A 17,641-nucleotide genomic window follows, 5' to 3' on the forward strand; every position below is an offset into this window, starting at 1 on the left:
CCGCGAATCTGCTTTTTTGGTGAAGTAGCACCATTTTTGATGCCCAGATCTTAAATACGTACGCTAAGCAACAGTTAAAATCAAAAAAGCGGTATGACAAATTCATACCGCTCCCTTGCTTAACTTTTGAACTATTTCTAAAAGTTCTGAAAGTACATTCGAACTGAGTCGATTTAAATGTACTTTATACGACTCACTACCTGACTTGTGCTGGTTCAGCAACGATGACACTGCTCGCCATGTCATCTACTTCTGACTCAGAAATAGGGCCTGACGGTCTGCTCGGTCTATTACCAGAAGGGACGCTGCTAGGAATATTACTTGGAACATTGGCAGGTACGTTGTTGGAATTATTATTAAATCCATCATTATTGTTAGGTAGTGGCGCAGGTATCACGCGATCACCTGTGTCATCATCAGCGGCTTGATATTCTCCAGTACCATTGCTCATGCCGTCATTACTGTATTGGTTATTAGCGCCTATTCCATCGCCGAGTTGATTGTTTACGCCATTAGTGCCAGCCATACCATATGTCGTATCACCATTACTGTTGTTAGGCAGTGGCAATGGCGCAGTACTATCGACTGCCATGGTTGGTGCTAAACTACGTACGTTTGTGACCAATTGTTGTAGTAGCATGTCATCCGGCGCCTCTACTGTCAGACGATCGTTTTGTAAGTGTAGACGGGCGAACGGTGTCGATCTGAGCATGGTCAGAACATTGGGCAATATCTCCGCAGGCATGTTTGCGATAGTAGTTGCTATTCCATTCTGTACGGTAAATTCACATATACTCGCCTGCTCGCCAAAGCTCGTATTGAGTGCCTGTTGTAAAGAGCTTTGTAGCGCTGCATCACCGACCGTCGCGCTACAAGTATAGAGGTTGCCACTATCATCTACGCCAACGATGAAATCGATGGGAGTCATCGTTGGTGCTGGTGGCGGTGCTGGAGTAACCACAGGCGCGACAGCAACCGGTTCTACTGGTAGGTCGCTTTTGGGTTTTATTAATAATGCCCAAGCAGCCAGTGCCATCGCAGCCAGTGCTACTATCAATAAAAATACTCGCATCAGTAGGTCGTTTCGCTGATTGCGAGTGCGCACGCGCTCTCGCTTGACGTTGCTATTTTCTGCCAAGTGATGAGCTGCTGGACTGGCATGGATAGCGTCATTACTGTCACCAAAATGCTCATCGTCATTTAATGCGTCAGTAGCGCTTATATTAGCGTTTTCCACATAAGCGGCTGTAGTAGCTGTCGTTGCAGCGACTGCGTCAGTACTTAGATCAGGCTCACTAAATTTATTCGGTAAGGTATCACTTGATGGCGCGATACCATTATCTGCGACATCTGCGACAAAGTTTGACATTGATTCGTGTCCAGCGCCTTGAGTAGCAGTGATAACGGACGCTGACCATATAGGTAAATATGGGCGCAGCGTCGACTGCTCTCCTTGCAAGAATGCTGGCAAAAACTGTCCATTGGCCAAAACCTTTAGCTCACGATAGGCTAAGGATGCTGCATTAATTAGCAATTGAGCAGTGATCGACTCATCAATATGATGCGCGGCTGACAGCTCTTGGATAACCGTTTTTTGTAGTACTTGGTCTTGCCATAGCTGCTCAAATAAAGGCCGCTCGGCAATACTGTCATTAGCCATCACCTGATCGTTACGAAGTAGTTGTGAGTAGACCTGTGGCACCGCTAAGCGCGTGGCTAAAATGGCATAAAACTGCTCAAGCAAGCTGATATAAGCCACGCTATCACTGCGATTATGCTCGCCCAATATAGCGGGGGTGACGGTCTGTTCTAATTGATCGATAATACTCATGGATCACTGCCTCTCTCGACTTTTTGAATCCGCAAAAATTAAGCACTTATTGTTCGTTGTATATACGGCTACTTACCCTGAAACTGTCAAGCGTTCTTTAGCGGCATCGACGTCTATATAGCGGTTTCACTTATCTCACATGATACACTGCTACATTACTCACTATAAAAGCATAAAAATGCATCGTTTTGTCACATAATAGATATTTGTATCAGCATAACTGCTGTTAGTATTAACTAATTACGTTACGAGCAACTTGAACTTAGTATCAATATCTTAACTTAGTATGAATATATTAATTAATGGTCATATTTGTTTTTACTCAGCCCTAACGCTTAGGCTTTGAACATTGTCATTTATCGCATTGCCATTTATTGCATTGTCACCTATCAGGCGCGGCCTAAGGATTTTCCTTTGTTAAACCATACGACCCTTATTATCATCATTACTGTTATTGTCAGCTTATTAGCATGGCAAAACAAGAAATTACTCAACCGTCTTATCTTTTATCCACCCGCTGTAAATAACGGACAATGGGATCGTTTTGTCACGCATGGCTTTATTCATGCCGACAGTATGCATCTGCTATTCAACATGTTTACGTTATACTTTTTTGGCCGAGCTATTGAAGGGCTATATCGTTCATTTTTGTTCGGCTATGGTTTTGTGGTTTTTTATGTGTTGGCTATTGTTGTTGCCATGATTCCAAGCTACCTTAAAAATAAAGACAATGCCAGTTACTTAAGTCTTGGGGCATCAGGCGGTGTGTCGGCAGTCTTATTTGCCTTTATTTTGCTAGCACCGTGGGAGCGAATTTACTTATTTGCCATTGTTCCTATTCCTGCGATACTGTTTGCCGTCGCTTATGTATTTTATAGTATTTACGCGGACAAACGCGGTGGCTCAAAAATCAATCATATGGCACATATGTGGGGCGGCGCATTTGGCGTCATTGCTACGATTATTTTAGAGCCTAAAGTACTACCCCATTTTATAAATGCTTTATTGTCGCCTGGTTTTTAAACTGTTTTCTCAAATAGAAATTCTTTGAATCAGGACAATTAAGCAAGTTGCTTACTTTTACGTTTGAGATTTAATATTTCATTATGATTATAGATATTATCGGTGATATTCATGGTTATGCAGACAAGCTCGTTGGTTTGTTAAACCAATTAGGATACGAGCATAACGGTCAGCATTTTGTGCCACCGGCAGGTCACAGGGCATTATTCATTGGCGATTTGATTGACCGTGGGTCGCAGCAACTGGCCACATTAGAGATTGTCTTTGCGATGTTAGACGCGGACGTGGCCGATGCGGTGATGGGCAATCATGAATATAATGCCTTGGCTTATGCTACGCTCGATCCTGAGGATTCTAGCCAGTATCTGCGCTCACATAATGCGGTACATAAACGCCAACATGAAGCATTCTTGGCAGAGATACCTTTCGGCTCAGAGCAGCACGAATACTGGTTGCAGCGCTTGTACGAGATACCTCTGTGGATTGAGACAGATTATGCCTGTTTCGTCCATGCTTGCTGGGATGTAGATAGCATGGCGGTTCTAGAGCCCCTGCTGACGGATAATAACTGCCTAACCTCTGAAGGTCTAATCGCAACCGCTAAAGAAGATACTATCGCTTTTGATGCCTTAGAGCGTGTACTAAAAGGGGTCGAGACGGGCTTGCCTGATGGTATTGTGATGGTAGATAAAGAAGGCACTGAACGCAGACGAGTACGGGTGCGTTGGTGGCTTGATGCGTTGAATCAGCGCACGCTTCGTGAGGTCGCTCGTGCACCGTCCTCCGCATTGGCACAAATACCGCCTGATGCACTGGCTGAAAATATTGACTTTGCGATTCAAACACATAAACCTGTTTTTGTCGGTCACTATTGGCTCACTGGTACACCTGAGCCACTCAGTCCACAAGTCGCCTGTACTGATTATTCGGCAGCGGTAGATAGTGGCTACTTGACTTGCTATCAGCTGGATACCGAACAGCCATTACCACTGACAGCTTCTCGCTTTGTGCAGCATTATCACGACAAAAGAATAGAGATAAACCAGTGATATAAATGCTATTAACACCATATCATTATTAAAAGTCAAACTTGGCTTTACGAGTGTAGCAAAATTTTTGTATGATGGTCTTTTTGAGGATATCCAATCATGAGCACCACCAATACTGCGGCTAACCAGAACGGTCCAATCACCTCCCCTGCTGGTCAACCAAAAGTCGGCATTATTATGGGTTCGCAATCTGATTGGGCGACCATGAGTGCCGCAGCACAATTGCTAGCAGACTTTGATGTTGCCTTTGAGTGTGAAGTGGTTTCTGCTCACCGTACACCTGACAGGCTATTTGATTACGCCAAAAGCGCAAAAGACAATGGTCTACAAGTGATTATCGCGGGTGCAGGCGGTGCCGCTCATCTGCCTGGTATGTGTGCGAGCCAAACACCACTACCTGTATTTGGCGTCCCTGTAAAATCCTCTATGCTAAGTGGTTGGGACAGTCTGTTGTCTATCGTGCAAATGCCCAAAGGCGTTGCTGTTGGGACATTGGCGATTGGTACCGCTGGCGCTTATAACGCTGCCCTACTTGCGATTCAAGTCTTAGCCTTGCATGATGAAACGATTGCTACTAAGCTGGATGAGATGCGTCAGACGCAAACCGAGACCATTCTCGCTAGCCCAACACCCGGTATTATTAATTCTTAAATAAATATAGAGTGACTAGCTTTTTTAGCATAGTATTTTGTATTGATCGCCTAAAAACAAGAGCTACCACATTTTATTTTTCAGTACGTCATACTAGATATAAGGTGCCTATAGTGCACCTTTTCCTATTTTCACCCATTGCGTTTTAAATTTTAATACAACACAGACCTCATTCACTTTTATTCAAAGAGCCTTTCATGACTACAGCAAACGCTTATCCTGTTACCCAAACCATTCGTACCATCGGTATTTTAGGCGGTGGTCAGCTTGGTATGATGCTTGCCGAAGCCGCGATGCCACTCGGTTACCAATGCGTGTTTTTAGAAGACAATCCAGAATGCCCTGCCAGCCTATACGGTCACGTGTTTCATAGCGATCAATTAGTCGACTTTATGGCAGCCGCTGATGTCTTTACCTTAGAGTTCGAGAACACACCAACGTCTACGGTCGAGCAATTAACGAGCGTGTCAAAATCTGGCAGCAAGCAAGGTATGTTCCCACCACTGATTGCGCTTGATATCGCCCAAGACCGTCTAAAAGAAAAGCAGATGTTCAATACGCTCGATATTGCCACCGTGCCATTTATGGCTGTTCATTCTGAAGCTGAGTTAAAACAAGCTTGTGAAGCGTTAGGCCTGCCTATCGTTTTGAAAACCAGCCGCGGTGGCTACGATGGCAAAGGTCAGTTTGTTATCAAACAAGAGAGTGACATTAAAACTGCTTGGCTTGCGCTAAAAGACGCTGTTAGTGGCAAAGGGTCACTCACGCCAACACCTGCGCCACTGATTGCTGAAGGTTTCATTAACTTTAATCGTGAAGTCTCTATCATTGCCGCAAGAGCGCAAAATGGTCAGATACGCTGTTATGATTTGGTCGAAAACCATCATCATCACGGTATTTTGGCAAAAACTCAAGCACCTGCGGTCGGTACCAGCCACCTGCTCCAGCAGGCAACAGACGCCATCACAAAGATCATGAACCATCTAGACTATGTGGGCGTCATGGCACTTGAATTGTTTGTCACCAAAGATGCTCGCGGTCATACCACGATACTGGCCAATGAGATTGCCCCGCGTGTACACAACTCTGGCCACTGGAGCATCGAAGGCGCGGTTACTAGCCAGTTTGAAAACCATATCCGTGCTGTGGTCAACTTACCACTCGGTGATACGGACAACGTCCATCCAGCGATTATGGTCAACGTACTCGGCCAATATCCTGATATCAGTGCCGTGCTAAATATCGATGGCGCTCACTATCATAGCTATCATAAAGCTGAGCGTGATGATCGCAAGATTGCTCATATTACCTTGATGCCCAATGACGTGACTGACTTAGAATCCGCTATGGCAAAGCTGGTTGCCGTATTGCCAAATAAAGTAGGTTTGGACAAAGAATACGCGAATATCGATACTCACTCTAATACCGCAGATGCCAAAACTAAAAACGACGTCTTAGAAGATAACAGTGGTGAAGCAGACAGTCTGGCAGAATTGTCGCCAAAGACAGAAAAGGCGAAGAAATAATGCAAATTTGGGTGGATGCCGACTCCGTACCATTGATTGCCAAAGATTTGATTATCAAAACGGCTGAACGTACCAAAACGATGGCGATATTCGTCGCCAACCAGCCAATCAAACTACGCAAATCTCCTCTGCTCGTCATGACGGTTGTGTCATCAGGGTTTGACAAGGCTGATGATTATATCGTCGAGCAAATACAGGCAGGCGACTTGGCGATTACAAGCGACATACCTTTAGCCAATGATATTTTGGACAAAGGCGGCTTGGTGCTAACCACACGCGGCGTGGTCTATGACAAAAATAACATCAAGCAAAAGCTTAATATGCGCGATTTTATGGACACCATGCGCGGTACTGGTGTCCTAGAGCTGCAAGAGATGAGCGGTCAAAAACCCTACGGCGACCGCGATAAAAAAGCTTTTGCCGACGGTCTGAATCGCTTAGTACGTTAGCGCTGTTACCCTTCTAATCTCATTAAAGTACTATCCTCTAGATAGCGAATCTTGCTTGGCAAATATTGCTTTCTTGCAAACCGTATACACTCTATAACCAACTCCTATCCAATCCGCACGCTTTATAACGAAGCGTGCGGATTATTTTTGTTACGATACAGTCAGTTTTTGAGATAAACACATTCACTAAATGCCTCAAATAACAGAACTCAAATAAAAATAGGAATGATTATGAAGATTTTAGTCATTGGTGCCAGTGGCCGTGTCGGTGGTGAATTGGTTAAGCAATTATTAGCTGACGAACACCAAGTAATTGGTACGACTCGCCAAGAAAAAAAGCTGTTTGACAATGACAACTATACTCAGCTAGATTTGGATATTACCGCCAGCAAAGAGTCTATCAAGAAACAACTGGATCAAGATATTGATGCTGTCTATTTTGTCGCAGGATCTGGTGGTAAAAATGTACTAGAAGTCGACTTACACGGTGCAGTAAAGACCATGCAAGCCGCGCAAGACAAAGGTATCAAACGCTATATTATGCTTAGCTCTGTCTTTTCGCTAGAGACTGAGAAATGGGATAACAACCCTAACATTGCAGATCTAAAAGACTACTATATCTCTAAGCATTACGCTGATCATTGGCTCGTGAATAATAGCTCACTCGACTATACAATCGTACAGCCGGGTGCACTGAAAGAACGTGACGGTACAGGCAAAATCACTATCAATGATACCAGCTCTGGTGAAAATGCTATTGAAGATGTCGCAACGACGCTGGCGGCTGTCCTAACCGCCGATAATACTATTGGAAAAGTATTCAACTTGCACAATGGTGATATCGACATCAATGAAGCCATTGCTACAGTATAAACTGTCACTATTTAGATAGATCTGACTGCCAAGCTATAACTACGTAATTCAAATCACTGAATCAGATTATAAAAAAGGTCGTTATCGATTCGCCAATATTTAATTGGTAAATCGGTAACGACCTTTTTTCTTGCTGCTATGAATAAAAACTACCTGTTGGTTATGCTTGACCACTCGGAAAAGCAATCACTTCCTCTAAAGTTTTTGCGCCCGTTATCACCATGAGCAATCGATCAACACCGACCGCAATACCACTACAAGGAATCAAATCATCAGATGCAGCAACTAAATGCTCATCAATGGGCATTTTCGGCAACCCATGACGATGACGTAATTGATTGTCTTGCTCAAAACGTGCTCGCAATGCTGGACCATCTGCCAGCTCATCATAAGCGTTGGCAATCTCAATGCCATTGATATAAAGCTCAAAGCGTTTCGCTATTTTATTGCCTTCTTTATCTAGCGCTGTCTTTGCCAATGCAGCTGTCGCAGGTGGATATTCTATGATCAGTGTCGGCAAATCATGTCCCAAATTTGGCTCTACTGCATGACTAAATAGTAAATCTAACCAGTTCTGGCGACGATTTGCTTCGCTATCATCAGCATCATTAAAATCAAATCCTATCAACCCTCTATCTTCTGCTACCGCTTGGAGCGCAGATAGGCTCGCTGTCAGTGGATGTATACCGACAAAATCCATAAAAGCATCGACATAGCGATAATGGCTCATCACCATTGGATGACCATAAAGCGCCGTAAGCAACTCATTAAGCTCACCTGCCATATCATCGAGGCTGTAATTGGGCTGATACCACTCTAGCATCGTAAATTCGATATTATGACGCACGCCTATCTCATTATCCCTAAACACAGGACAAATCTGATAAATAGGCACTTGCCAGCTAGCCAATAAACGCTTCATCGCAAACTCAGGAGACGTATGCAAATAATAGGTACGAGGACGATCTTGATAGGTTACGTGCGCTGCCACTGATTGCAAAAAAGTGTCGGTGTTACCTGCTTGCGATAAAAGCGGCGTCTGTACTTCCAGTACCTGACGACTGATAAAAAACTGGCGAATATCACCGATAAACTTGGCGCGTTGTTGTGCCATTGCCAGTGTTATGGTGGGTGCGTAGTTAGGTTGATGACTAGAGGTACTGCTTGATTGGCTCATGACTGTCTACCGTGATTCATAAATAATAATGCTTCAATGACGTAGATTATTTATGTTTTTAAGAATAGTATTTTTAAGTTGCTAGATTAGGATTGCCACTCACGGCGCAAGTGGTAATCACGCCTCAGACCGTCAAAATCTGCGCCATTCACTTGTTTATCAGAGTTTCCACCAGATATTTTGCTTCGCAATGAGGCATCATCTTGCATAATGTCATAAAATTTTGGCAATCTGTCTGGGTGTGCTTTTAGCTCAGACCACAAAAACAAGTTAAGTGGTAGCAGGTTAGACATCGACTGGGCAGGTATGATCGCTAGCTTCTCACACAAGGCATCATAGATGATTTGCGTACCACGTAGCTTGCCCTCTAATGTATAGCCAGCGATATGCGGTGTGGCGATTGTGAGCTTAGCTAGTAGGCTATCAGCAACCGTTGGCTCATGCTCAAACACATCCAAAACCACTTGCCGCCCAGTATGAGCAATATCGTTCTTGAGATCATTTTCATGAATCACAGGGCCGCGCGCGCTATTAATCAATATGGTATCAGCAGGCATCATGGCCAATGTCTCTGCATTGATGAGATGACGCGTTGGATAGTCACTGCCTTTAGCATCACTATCAACTTTCTCACTTGTCAAAGGCACATGCAAACTCACCGCGTTACTTTGAGAAAGCACCTGCTCAAGGCTGGCATTATTAATAGTAGAGCTTGGTAATAATGGATCGTATCCAAGCACCTGCCAGCCCAAGTCATTGGCATACTGAGCAAGCGTACTGCCAATATTGCCAAGGCCGATGATACCGAGTGTCACAGGCTGCTGCCAGTAGTTTGGACGTATGGTCAAGATAGCCGTCAGTACATACTGAGCCACCGAGTGCTTGCTACAACCAGCGGCATTGGCAAAAGTAATATCGCGCATCGCTAAATAGTCTTGGTCGACATGATCTGTACCGATAGTCGCTGAGCCAACAAATTGCACACTGTGATTTTCAGCCAACAGCGCCTCATTGACTTGCGTGACCGAGCGTATTAACAAAATATCTGGCTGTACTTCAGACAGCAGCTTTGCGTCAATATCACGACCAGCGACCGGTATAATTTTGACTGTTTGCCCAGACATCTGACCTAATGTAGCGTCATTAAAAAAATCATTCAGGCTAGCGATATTGCTATCAGCAACGATCGTGATACCTTTGGCCATCTGGTTTATCTTATTGTCCTTAGTATCTGCAATATCATTGTTTGTCATTGGCAATTTTCTCTATCGATAAGGGTTTTCTATGTAGACTCATTTCCACTGACTGTGTCTTGTGCTGGATTATGTACTGGCGCTATGGCATTTGAGTCAGAGAGCGTGACGTCTTGCGACGCAAATATCTCATTCTTATGCTGCGATATCCACTCGCGCCATACGGCAAGACCGATGGCCAGTACCACAGGGCCGATGAACAATCCAACAAACCCAAATGCGGTTAGACCACCCAACACACCGATAAAAATAATAATAAATGGGATTTTGGTCGCACCACTGATAACAATAGGTCGAATGAGATTATCCACCCAGCTAATAACAAACACGCCCCATAGTGCCAAACCAATCCCTTCTGCAGTATGTCCTTGGCTCAAGAGCCAGACAGACACACCGCCCCAAACAAATGGCGTACCAAAGGGAATCAACGCAATAATAAACGTGACAATGGTCAATAAGATAGGGCTTGGCGCACCAGCGAAGTAATAGCCGATACCAGCCAATAGCGCCTGAGCCAATGCCGTCAGCCCGATGCCGTATACCACCGCACGCGTGGTTGTACCTACAGAGTCAATATAACCGTCGATGCGATTGCCGATGATGTTACGCAGCGCTTGGCGAATCTGACGAACCAGACTGGTGCCATCACGATAAAAAAAGAATAGCGTCATCAGCGCCATACCCAGCTTGGCCAGACCACTGAACACCACGTCAAATGCGACCTTGCCATAATACAAGTGCGACTGAACCCAAAGACGAAACGCTTCTAGCGTGCCTTCTGGGTTTTTATTGATTCGCCACAGTACGTCTTTGATTTGCTGACCGATAATCGGTAAGTCTTTAAATGAGTCAGGCACATCCAAATAGCCCACTTTAATACGATAGACCAAATTACTGATTAAGCTCAACGCTTCTTGCTGCAAAATAAACACACCAATAACCAATGGCACACCTATTATCAAGGAGATGCTCACGGTCATAATGGCAGCGCTAAAATCTGGACTCAGTTTAACTTTTTCGTGAAAAAACTCATAAATAGGGAACGTCACATACGCCAAAATTGCCGCCCACAATGCCGGTACAATAAAAAACTGCACCACTTTAAAGCATAATACGAACAGCGCAACCAGCAAAGTAATCGCAAGCAAGCGCTGGATAATAAATTCTTTTGTCCAATTTTCAATCATAGCGTATAAACCAAGAGCGGACAGCAAACGATAACTTTGCTGGCAAGTTTATAAATGTGTGATGAACATCAGCTTATAGACGCTGTCCATAAACTGTATCCATTAGCGAGGATGGTAGATTATAAGTATATAAAGAAAAAACGGTGTCAAACCCATTAAATCACATGGCAATACTGCGTATTTACAAACTATCACTCTGATAAATAACATCGCGAAAAACGCAGCTATTACGCTCCATTATGCAATAGATTATGATAATTATATAACGCTATGTTGTAATCTTTACTTACAACTTTGTCTATGCAAGCTTACTAGATGATGAGCGGAATGACTAGCGCATAATGCATGGATTTACTGTGAAAAACAGTGCCATCGCAGCTGCTTTTATATTCAGCTATTAAACTGCAATCTTATCAGGGAATTCACTGGTGCGTTCTATTTGTCACGACAATTGATGTTATACTAAAGCAATTATTTTAAGCTTTTCAATATAGTTAAGTGCATTTGTACGCTTTTATTTTTGTCGTTGCATAAACATCGCATCTATCAAAGCAGATTCCAGACCCTCTTGTATCGTCTTCTTCTAGACTATCATAAGATCTCATTTTAGGATGGCACGATCATTTGGGATAGGAGGCATAAGCAATTATGCTTTTAAGCATTGTCTAAGCAATTATGTAGGATTTAGGCTTGTCATATCAACTCAACATTCGAGCTTGATAAGCAAGCACGCAGTTTTGAATGAATTTCGGACTTACTTTGATTTTATTTTAAATCAATACAGACTCACCAAATTTTAATAATATATCGATAGGAACAATAACAATGTCAAAAGACACTGATAATCCCAATCTTAACCCCTCACATGAAGCCAGCAAGACCAACAAACCACAAGATACGGTCACTTTTGCTTTAGCGCAGTCACATTTTTTGGTAGGCGATATCGCAACCAACGTTGAAAAAATGCGCACGCTTGCATTACAAGCACGCGAACAAGGTGCTGACGTTATCGTATTTCCAGAGTTGGCACTACTAGGCTATCCTCCGCAAGATTTATTGCTACGCCCAAGCCTATCAGGCCGTGTCAAAAGCGCCTTATCTACCTTGAGTGATATCGACGATATCGTCATGATTGTCGGCTATCCGCATGTCGATCATCACGGTACTTTTAACTCCGCTGCTATCTTACATAATGGTCATCAAAAGGGCTTCTATCACAAGCAGATGTTGCCAAACTATGGCGTCTTTGATGAGCGCCGTTATTTTGATAAAGGTCGCAATCAAGTCTTATTTGACTATAAAGGCATTACGATTGGTCTGCTCATTTGTGAAGATTTGTGGGACAAAAACCCGATTGCCGAACTCAAAAAACAAGGTGCTGACCTCATTGTTAGCTTAAACGCCTCACCTTTTGAGATTGAAAAACAAAATAACCGCAAAGCCATGCTTGCTAAGCGCAGCCGTGAAAACAACTTGCCTATCGTCTATGTCAATGCAGTTGGCGGTCAAGACGATCTTGTATTTGATGGCGGCTCTATGGCTGTGCAAGCCGATGGCAGCGTGGCTCATGAAGCACCGCGCTTTATGAATCAGTTATTGTTGGCCACTTTAGATGTCAACACAGCCAAATTCAACAATCAAGCCAAAGCGCCGTTGTCTCTAAGCCGTGAGTCTGAGATGTATCAGGCATTGGTCGTCGGTCTACGCGACTATGTCAATCACTCAGGATTCTCTGGCATTATTGTTGGACTATCAGGTGGTATTGATTCAGCACTGACGCTCTGTATCGCGGTCGATGCGTTGGGCGCTGACAAGGTCTATGCCGTCATGATGCCTTATGAATATACCTCTCAAATCAGTCTAGAAGATGCACAGGCTCAGGCACGTCGCTTAAATGTCTCTTATACCGTGTGTCCTATTTTCGACGCCGTCGAAGGTATCCGTCATACGTTAGCGCCTCTATTTAATAAGTCACCAGCGGATACAACCGAAGAGAACATCCAAGCCCGTGCTCGCGGTGTTGTCTTGATGGCACTGTCCAACAAGTTTGGTCATTTGGTCATCACGACAGGTAACAAATCAGAATTAGCGGTTGGTTACTCAACATTGTATGGCGATATGGCTGGCGGCTTTGACGTACTAAAAGATGTGTATAAATCACAAGTGTATAAGTTAGCAAGCTACCGCAATCGCCTAGAAGACACACCTGTCATCCCTGAGCGCGTTATTACTCGTCCGCCATCTGCTGAGCTACGTCCAGATCAAAAAGATCAGGATAGCTTGCCTGATTATGATGTATTGGACGGTATCTTGATGTCTTATATCGATGAAGATATGGGCTATCAGGAAATTATCGATAAAGGCTTTGATGCTGAGATGGTCGCAAAAGTCATCAAGATGGTAGACAATAGCGAGTATAAACGCTTGCAATCGCCCATCGGTACAAAGATCAGCCACAAAGCTTTTGGACGTGAACGCCGCTATCCGTTGGTCAATAAGTGGTCAATTAAAGGCTAAATCGCACTTGCCTTTCAGCTTAGGGCGTGTTGAACATTCGACCATGGCACTGACAGCGACTATTTTTTAGGCGATTCGATGTTAAAAATAATAAGTTTAGTCACTCTAAGCGCTTATTTTTAACGATGAAGCGGCAAAAAAGAGTCCTGTCCCCTGCTTTTATCGTTGGGGCTGATGCTAAAATTGCCCCATACTGCGTTACAAATCTCGCTAAGGCATCTGCATTATCGTCGCTTTGTGCCTTGTCTGGAACCATTTTAGCGATCAGCAGTGCCTATTTGCGAATGTTCAACACGCCCTATATGATTTACGAATTTATGAGTTGAAAGGTGCAAGTCAGATCGTTTGACAAAACGTCGAATTTTTCCTATTAGCTGGGTGCTTGCCCAGCTTTTTTGGTTTTTATACATGAACAAATTTACCGTCCACCTTCTGATCTTCTCCCTTTACCTACTGACTATTTTTGACCCAATTCCTCTTTACTTCTTTTCGAGTATGTCATGAGCTTGCTAACTGCCAGTGTTTTTCTTCTCCTTCTACTTGCCTTGAGTACCTTTGTCTCTGCTGCTGAAATTGCGATTGCCGCAGGACGCAAAATCAAACTGCAAATCATGGCAAAAGAAGGCGATGTTCGCGCACTTGACGTCCTCAATATGCAGGATCATCCTGGGAGCTTTATCACGGTCGTACAGATAGTACTCAATGCGGTTGCTATCTCGGCGGGTGCTGTGGGCGAGTCAGCCATCAGTCCTTATCTGGAGCAGATGTTTAATAGTGAAGCGGTGGCTTCAGTGATATCGTTTGCACTCATCACCAGTCTGTTTTCATTACTTGCAGATCTGATGCCCAGACGCTTGGCAATGTCGAGTGCTGAGGCGATAGCGGTGCGACTGGTACGCCCAATGATTCTCTTGATTTTTGTATTAAAACCCATTATCTGGGTGTTCGATGGCGCTGCAAATATCCTTTTTAAATCCTTTGGTATCTCAACCATTCGCCAAGATGATATGACCCCAGAAGATATCTATGCCGTCATGGATGCAGGCGCTGAAGCAGGCGTGCTAAAAAAACAAGAGCATCATCTGATAGAAAATATCTTTGATATGCAGGAGCGTACCGTCACCTCAGTGATGAACCCACGCGAAAATATCGTTTATTTTGATACCAAAACCAGTACCGAAGAAGTCGTAAATATCATGATTGAGCAGCCGCACAATAAGTTTTTGGTCTGCCATGATGACGACCTAGAACATATCGTGGGTTATGTAGAGTCTCGTAGCTTTCTGGCCTTGGTTTTAAATCAGCAAGAGGTCAATCTGACAGACAAATCTCTATTAAAACCGGCACTATTTGTACCGGACACCTTGTCTTTGTTTGAAGTATTAGAGATGTTCAAATCGACTGGCGCAGACTTCGCTGTCATCGTGAATGAATATGGGCTTGTGGTTGGTGTTATCACACTCAAAGACGTGATGAGCATTGTGATGGGCGAGCTGGTGACGCTTGAGGAGCAGCCTATTGTTCAGCGCACAGACAACTCGTGGCTGATCGATGGAATGACCCCTATTGAAGATGTCATTCGTGCATTAGATATCGTCGACTTACCACGCAGTGAGAACTATGAGACCATCAGCGGCTTTATGATGTATATGCTGCGCAAAATTCCTAAGAAGACCGACACCATCGAGTACGCCAATTATCGGTTTGAAATCATTGCAACGGACAATCTAAAAATCACGCAAATGCTAGTGACCAAACGAGAAGATACGGTTTGATTGATTGGCCAATTAATCATTTATTCAATTGGCCTAGTACGCAGCATTCTAGTCTCGCGCACAAAACTAATCTCGCGCACCAAAGATAGCTGTACCAACACGTACCATGGTAGACCCATTGCCTATCGCCTCTGTCATATCGCCACTCATCCCCATGCTAAGTGTATCCCAAGCATCCAACTCTGGGTGGCTGGCTTTTATATCGTCAAACAATGCCTTGGTTCGTGCAAAAGCGTTTGTATCTGCTTTGGCAGGGATAATCATTAACCCGCGCAGTTGCAAGCGCTCATAGCCTTTAATCGCTATGATTAATGCTGGCAGTTCTGCTGGTAGGCAACCTGACTTGCTGTCTTCGTTATCAATATTTACCTGAATTAATACGTTCAATGCTGGGAGCTCATCTGGGCGTTGATCGTTTAAACGTTTGGCAATGATATCGCGCTCAAGGGTTTGCACCCAATCAAAATGCTCGGCAATATCGCGTGTTTTATTACGCTGAATACTGCCGATATAATGCCAGACGATATCCGCGCATGCAGGATTCGATTTTAGCGTATTTATTTTTTCAATGGCTTCTTGTAGATAGTTCTCGCCAAAGTGCTGCTGTCCCTCATTCGCCAAAGTAGCAATCATATTGGCAGGCTTGGTTTTTGACACGGCTAGCAAAATGGTAGTGTTGGCAGATCTACTATCTCGCTCAGATGCCTGTTCATAGGCTTGGGTCATTTGCTCTTTGACTTGCTGCCAATTAGCGAGAAGCGTCTGATTATCAACACTTTGATTTGTCTCTTTCATATCAGTCATATATAAGGCTCTCAAAATTTACTTAATTTTTAATAGGTTTTATAAATAGTTTATGGCTGAGACTGCTTAATTTAAATATTTTTAATAAAAATTATTTATCGCTCATATATAAAATTAGCTGAAAAATGACTAATTTCATATTTTCTTAAAGGAGTAGATGGTTAAATACTCACAGTCTTGTTATGATATTGTTACATGCTTTAACATATGCTACTGAATATGATAGCGGTGGTAAAGACGGCATGCTGGTTCACTCTTCAATATTTTACGCTTGAACAAAGCGATTGATGGATAGTTTACCACGTGCCTTTATGCTCTTTTGTCTTACCCTGACTAATTGATAGGAATATCGGATTATGGCTGAAAAAAACACCTTAAGTATCGAAGACTTGCTACGTTTTACGGTCAAACATAAAGCATCGGATTTACATATTTCAGCTGGCATGCCTGCGATGATTCGTACCGATGGTGAGATGACACGCATCAATATGCCTGCGATGACGCACCAAGTGGTTCATCAGCTCATTTATGACATTATGAACGACAAGCAGCGCGCTGATTTTGAAGAGTTCTTTGAGACAGATTTTTCTTTTGAGATTCCAAATTTGGCACGTTTTCGAGTCAATGCATTCAATCAAAATCGCGGCGCAGGCGCGGTATTTCGTACCATCCCTTCTAAAGTATTGACCATGGAAGACTTAGGGATGGGCGACGTGTTCAAACGTGTCTCAGACTTCAAACGTGGCGTGGTGTTAGTTACCGGCCCAACTGGTTCGGGTAAATCGACGACGCTAGCGGCCATGATTAATTATATTAACGAAAGTCGTAAAGAGCATATTTTAACGATTGAAGATCCGATTGAATTTGTCCATGAATCGAAAAAAAGCCTGATTAACCAGCGTGAAGTGCACCGCGATACCTTAGGTTTTGAGCCTGCATTACGTTCGGCATTGCGAGAAGATCCAGATGTCATCTTGGTTGGTGAGTTACGTGACCTTGAGACCATTCGTTTGGCACTGACTGCGGCCGAAACAGGACATTTAGTATTCGGCACTCTGCATACTAGCTCAGCCGCTAAGACGATTGACCGTGTCATCGACGTATTCCCTGCCGCCGAAAAAGATATGATTCGTGCCATGCTATCGGAGTCACTACAAGCCGTTATTTCACAAACCCTATTGCGTCGTCAAGCTGGTGGACGTGTGGCAGCTCATGAAATCATGCTAGGCACACCCGCTATCCGTAACTTAATACGTGAAAACAAAATTGCTCAGATGTATTCTGCCATCCAAACGGGTGCAGGCGAAGGCATGATTACGCTTGATCAAACCTTAAAGAACTTGGTTGCAAAAGGCACCATCAGTAAAGATGTGGCTCGTCCTTATGCCAAGCAACCTGAGGCATTTTTATAGTCTCAGCCAAATCACAAAAAAGCGTGAATGGTGCTAAATTGTTATTGGTCTCTATGAATGACCTTTAATACACTACTCTAAATAACTTTTAATCGACTTACATCGAATGCAGGT

14 protein-coding genes are annotated in these 17,641 nt (G+C 43.7%); 9 read left to right on the top strand and 5 right to left on the bottom strand.

The annotated features are described in order from the left end of the window. Window positions 1–196: 196 nt before the first annotated feature. Entirely contained in the window at window positions 197–1,831 is a 1,635-nt protein-coding gene (locus HL061_RS06720) for a hypothetical protein (protein WP_071002358.1), read from the bottom strand. A gap of 414 nt (window positions 1,832–2,245) precedes the next feature. On the opposite strand from HL061_RS06720, the gene HL061_RS06725 reads away from it, so the two are divergent. The 6 genes from HL061_RS06725 (at window position 2,246) to HL061_RS06750 (ending at window position 7,402) form a co-directional block, all read left to right on the top strand. Beyond that, window positions 2,246–2,854 carry a rhomboid family intramembrane serine protease gene (locus tag HL061_RS06725; protein WP_071002359.1) on the top strand — a complete coding sequence of 203 codons (609 nt, stop codon included), beginning with the start codon at window positions 2,246–2,248 and terminating at the stop codon, window positions 2,852–2,854. A gap of 83 nt (window positions 2,855–2,937) precedes the next feature. Then, window positions 2,938–3,903, top strand: coding sequence for a metallophosphoesterase (locus tag HL061_RS06730; protein WP_071002360.1), 966 nt, complete (start codon window positions 2,938–2,940; stop codon window positions 3,901–3,903). 99 nt (window positions 3,904–4,002) lie between these two features. After that, complete coding sequence (gene purE / locus HL061_RS06735; RefSeq protein ID WP_058024241.1) at window positions 4,003–4,554, top strand: 5-(carboxyamino)imidazole ribonucleotide mutase; 552 nt, start codon at window positions 4,003–4,005, stop codon at window positions 4,552–4,554. 197 nt (window positions 4,555–4,751) lie between these two features. Then, window positions 4,752–6,080, top strand: coding sequence for a 5-(carboxyamino)imidazole ribonucleotide synthase (locus tag HL061_RS06740; RefSeq protein WP_071002361.1), 1,329 nt, complete (start codon window positions 4,752–4,754; stop codon window positions 6,078–6,080). After that, on the top strand, window positions 6,080–6,529 hold the full coding sequence (locus HL061_RS06745) for a YaiI/YqxD family protein (RefSeq protein ID WP_071002362.1): 450 nt from the start codon (window positions 6,080–6,082) through the stop codon (window positions 6,527–6,529). The genes HL061_RS06740 and HL061_RS06745 overlap by 1 nt, the downstream gene beginning before the upstream one ends. A gap of 231 nt (window positions 6,530–6,760) precedes the next feature. Further along, on the top strand, window positions 6,761–7,402 hold the full coding sequence (locus HL061_RS06750) for an NAD(P)H-binding protein (RefSeq protein ID WP_071002363.1): 642 nt from the start codon (window positions 6,761–6,763) through the stop codon (window positions 7,400–7,402). 160 nt (window positions 7,403–7,562) lie between these two features. Here HL061_RS06750 and epmA read toward each other — a convergent pair whose 3' ends face one another. From epmA to HL061_RS06765, 3 genes are all read right to left on the bottom strand, one after another. Next, the gene (gene epmA, locus HL061_RS06755) at window positions 7,563–8,579 is read right to left on the bottom strand and encodes an EF-P lysine aminoacylase EpmA (protein WP_071002364.1); all 1,017 of its coding nucleotides are present in this window, start codon (window positions 8,577–8,579) and stop codon (window positions 7,563–7,565) included. 86 nt (window positions 8,580–8,665) lie between these two features. After that, window positions 8,666–9,784 carry a 4-phosphoerythronate dehydrogenase gene (locus HL061_RS06760; RefSeq protein WP_240366479.1) on the bottom strand — a complete coding sequence of 373 codons (1,119 nt, stop codon included), beginning with the start codon at window positions 9,782–9,784 and terminating at the stop codon, window positions 8,666–8,668. 77 nt (window positions 9,785–9,861) lie between these two features. After that, a complete protein-coding gene (locus HL061_RS06765; protein WP_186475164.1) occupies window positions 9,862–11,019 on the bottom strand; it encodes an AI-2E family transporter in 1,158 nt (385 codons plus the stop codon). Window positions 11,020–11,844: 825 nt separating this feature from the next. On the opposite strand from HL061_RS06765, the gene HL061_RS06770 reads away from it, so the two are divergent. Continuing rightward, window positions 11,845–13,536 carry an NAD+ synthase gene (locus HL061_RS06770; RefSeq protein ID WP_223334572.1) on the top strand — a complete coding sequence of 564 codons (1,692 nt, stop codon included), beginning with the start codon at window positions 11,845–11,847 and terminating at the stop codon, window positions 13,534–13,536. Between the two features lie 500 nt (window positions 13,537–14,036). Continuing rightward, window positions 14,037–15,311 carry a hemolysin family protein gene (locus HL061_RS06775; protein WP_093067574.1) on the top strand — a complete coding sequence of 425 codons (1,275 nt, stop codon included), beginning with the start codon at window positions 14,037–14,039 and terminating at the stop codon, window positions 15,309–15,311. A 66-nt stretch (window positions 15,312–15,377) separates the two neighbouring features. On the opposite strand, the gene HL061_RS06780 is transcribed toward HL061_RS06775, so the two are convergent. Further along, entirely contained in the window at window positions 15,378–16,106 is a 729-nt protein-coding gene (locus HL061_RS06780; protein ID WP_093067942.1) for a YggS family pyridoxal phosphate-dependent enzyme, read from the bottom strand. A gap of 365 nt (window positions 16,107–16,471) precedes the next feature. Here HL061_RS06780 and HL061_RS06785 point away from each other — a divergent pair, with 365 nt between their 5' ends. Further along, complete coding sequence (locus HL061_RS06785; RefSeq protein WP_071002368.1) at window positions 16,472–17,527, top strand: type IV pilus twitching motility protein PilT; 1,056 nt, start codon at window positions 16,472–16,474, stop codon at window positions 17,525–17,527. Window positions 17,528–17,641 lie beyond the last annotated feature (114 nt).

Source organism: Psychrobacter sp. PSP, from assembly GCF_024085615.1.
GTDB lineage: Bacteria > Pseudomonadota > Gammaproteobacteria > Pseudomonadales > Moraxellaceae > Psychrobacter > Psychrobacter pacificensis.